A 3,726-nucleotide genomic window follows, 5' to 3' on the forward strand; every position below is an offset into this window, starting at 1 on the left:
CCCTTGCCGACGTAGTCGTTGGCGTCGCCCTCGAGCCGCAGCGTGACGCCACAGGCGCCGAACGCGCCCAGGCTCTGCCCGGCGGACCCCGTTGCTCGGACGATGACCGTGTCGTCCTCGAGGACGGCCGCGCCCGCGACGGTGCGCCGGGCGATCTCGCCGCTGAGACGCGTCCCGAACGCGCGGTCCGAGTTGCGGACCTCGAGGTCGACCTCGATGCGGTCGCCGGCATCGAGGGCGCGGATGATTGAGTGGCGAGCCTGGCTGCGGACGGCTGGCGAGACCGGTCCGGCCTGCGGATCCGCCGCGAACGGGAGCAAGATGTCGGGCGTCGGGACGGAGGCCAGGACGGCCCCAAGATCGAGGGTCTCGCTCCGTGAGCGTAGGCGCGAGACCTGGCCGCGGGCGTCCTCGAGGCTGGCGAACCCGAGCTGGGCCAGGATCTCGCGCGCCTGCTCGGCCACGAAGTGGAGGTAGGTCACGACGTGCTCGGGTTGACCTGCAAACAGCGCGCGCAGCCGCTCGTCCTGCGTCGCGATCCCGACCGGGCACGCGTTGAGGTGGCACTTGCGCATCATCACGCACCCGAGCGCGACGAGCGGCGCGGTCGCGAACCCGAACTCGTCGGCGCCCAACAAAGCCCCGATCACGACATCGCGACCCGTCTTGAGGTGGCCGTCGACCTCGAGGCGGACGCGCTCGCGCAGGCCCGTGGCGCACAACGCTTGCTGGACCTCAGCCAGTCCGAGCTCCCACGGCAATCCAGCGTGGGCGATCGAGGTCAGCACGGCCGCGCCGGTCCCGCCGTCCGAGCCCGAGACCAGGATCGTGTCGGCCCCGGCCTTGACGACGCCGGCCGCGACGGTCCCGATGCCGGCCTCTGAGACCAGCTTGACGCTCACGCGAGCGTCCGGGTTGACCGTTTTGAGATCGAAGATGAGCTGGGCGAGGTCCTCGATAGAGTAGATGTCGTGGTGCGGCGGCGGCGAGATCAGCCCGACGCCCGGCGTCGCGTTGCGCGTTCTCGCGATCGCGCCGACGACCTTGAAGCCCGGAAGCTGGCCGCCCTCGCCGGGCTTGGCGCCCTGCGCCATCTTGATCTGGAGCTCGTCCGCCGAGGCCAGGTACTCAGCCGTGACGCCGAACCGGCCCGACGCGATCTGCTTGATTCGGCTCCGCGCCGGTGCCCCTCGCGGGTAGCGCCCGGCCTCCTCGCCGCCCTCGCCCGTGTTGCTCTTGCCGCCGATCTGGTTCATCGCGACGGCCAGCGTCTCGTGCGCCTCGCGCGAGATCGACCCGTAGGACATCGCGCCGGTCTTGAACCGCGTCACGATGTCCGTCCACGGCTCGACGTCCCCGAGATCGAGCGGTGTGTCAGCATCCTCGAGGACGAGTAGGCTGCGCAACGTGGGGCGCGCGTCGACCTCTTCGGCAAAGGCGGTGAACGACGTCCACCGAGCGTCGGGCTCGATCTCAGGCTTGACCGCCCGCTGGAGGTTGACGATGGCCGTCGGGCTCCACGCGTGCGACGCGCCTCCGCGCCGCCACTGGTAGCGTCCTCCTATTTCAATCCGGTCGTCCTCGATGCGTGCGTGGCGAGCCCGGACCTCGGCCTCGAGGTCGGGAAACCCGGCGCCGCCAATGCGCGACGGCGTGCCCGCAAACGCGACCTCGACGACGGCCTCGTCGAGTCCCAGAATCTCGAACACCTGGGCGCCCTGGTAGCTGCGGAGGGTCGAGATTCCCATTTTTGAGAGCACCTTGAGCAGGCCGTTCCCGATCGCCGAGATCGTCCGGTCTACGGCCGCCGATCCGCGGGGGGCGACGGTTTCGAGCAACAGCGCCGGACACACGGCCGCCGCGCCATACCCGATGAGCGCCGCGACGTGATGGATTTCTCTCGCCTCGTTCGTCTCGGCGATGATCTCGCACCGCGCCCGCCGCCCGGACCGCGTGAGACCGTGGTGCACAGCTCCGACGGCCAGAAGCGATGGGATCGGCAGGCGGTCCGTCCCGGCCCCATGATCGGACACGACGAGGATGGAGGCGCCGGTGTCGACGGCCTCGACGGCGCTCTCGACCAGCCGGGAGAGGGCGTCCTCGAGGGAGTCGTTGCGGAACGTCGCGTCGAGGGTGGCGGTGCGGAACCACGGCTCGCGATCGCCGAACGTGCGGACGTCCTCGAGGTCGGACGGTCTCAGGACCGGCTGGTCGAGGCGGATGCGGCGGCACATCTCGGGCGCCGGCTCGAGCAGGTTCGGCGTGGGACCGAGGTGCGTGATCAGCGAGGTCACGGCGACCTCGCGGATCGCGTCGAGCGGCGGGTTCGTGACCTGCGCGAACCGCTGGCGGAAGCGGTCAAACAGCAGTCGAGGACGCGGGCTCAGCGCCGCAGCGGGCGTGTCGTCGCCCATCGACCCAATCGCCTCTTTCCCGTAGGCCAGCGCCGGAATCAGGATGCCCAGGTCCTCGTCGGTGTAGCCGAACAGGCGGTGGCGAGCGCCGAGATCGAGGCCGTTGGCTGTGCTGGCCTCGCCATCCTCGAGGTCAGATGTGCTCTCGTCCTCGAGGTCGGCGAGCGGGACCAGGCCGGTGAGCCAGGCGTCGTACGGCGCGTCGGTGGCGGCGCTGGCCTTGACCTCGTCGTCGCTCACGATGCGGCCCTCGCCCAGGTCGACCAGCAGCATCCGGCCGGGCTCTAGGCGCCCCTTCTGAACGATGGTCGCGGGATCGAGGTCGAGCACGCCGGTCTCGGACGACAGCACCACGAGCCCGTCGCGCGTCACGGTATAGCGCGAGGGCCGCAGGCCGTTCCGATCGAGGACGGCTCCCAGGACGGTGCCGTCGGTGAACTGGATCGTCGCCGGCCCATCCCACGGCTCGACCGCGCACGCCATCGCTTGGTAAAACGACTTGCGCGCCGGGTCCATGTCGGGCGCGTGCTCCCACGCCTCGGGCACCAGCGCCATCACCGCCTGGGGCAGCGGCCAGCCCGCGTGAACCATCATCTCCAAGGCACCGTCGAGCGATTTCGAGTCGCTGTCGCCGTCCTCGAGGGTGGGCAGCACGTCGCGGAGTCGGTCGCCGAACGCGGCTGACCGGAACTCCGACTCGCGGGCTCGCCACGCGTTGCGATTGCCGCGGACCGTGTTGATCTCGCCGTTGTGGCACAGGAACCGGAAGGGCTGGGCGAGCGGCCACTGCGGCAGCGTGTTCGTCGAGAACCGCGAGTGGACCATCGCGAGCGCGCTCTTGAACCGCGGGTCGCGCAGGTCGGGGTAGAACGCGGCGAGCTGTGCTGGCGTCAGCATCCCCTTGTAGGTCGCCGTCTGGGACGACAGTGAAGTGACGTGTCCGTTGGCTACACCGGCCTGCCGGCTCTCGAGAGCACGCTCGATCCGACGGCGTGCGATGTAGAGCGCTCGCTCGAAGGCGGCTCCGCGCTCGATGCCCTCCGGCTTGCCGACGATGATCTGAGCCACGGCCGGCTGCGACTGCCGAGCGATGGGGCCGGGGACCTCGGCCTCGACCGGCACCTCGCGCCACCACGACAACGGCAACGACTCGTCCTCGAGGACGGCCTCGGCGGTGCTGCGCTGCCCTTCGAGGGCGTCGGGGTCCAGAAACAGAGTGCCGAGCGCGTAGTCGCCCTGTGCCGGAAGCTCGACGCCGGCCGTGCTCGCGACCGCGTGGAAAAAGGCGTCCGGGATCTGGACTGTGATCCCG

Annotated in this window: 1 protein-coding gene; it reads right to left on the minus strand. The window is 70.3% G+C overall.

Annotated elements, in window-relative coordinates; translation table 11 throughout:
* A partial coding sequence (gene gltB, locus WBA11_RS00770; RefSeq protein WP_424518825.1) for a glutamate synthase large subunit occupies positions 1-3,726 on the minus strand: 3,726 nt, incomplete at both ends.

This window comes from Rubrivirga sp., assembly GCF_049648075.1.
Classification (GTDB): Bacteria; Bacteroidota; Rhodothermia; order Rhodothermales; family Rubricoccaceae; genus Rubrivirga.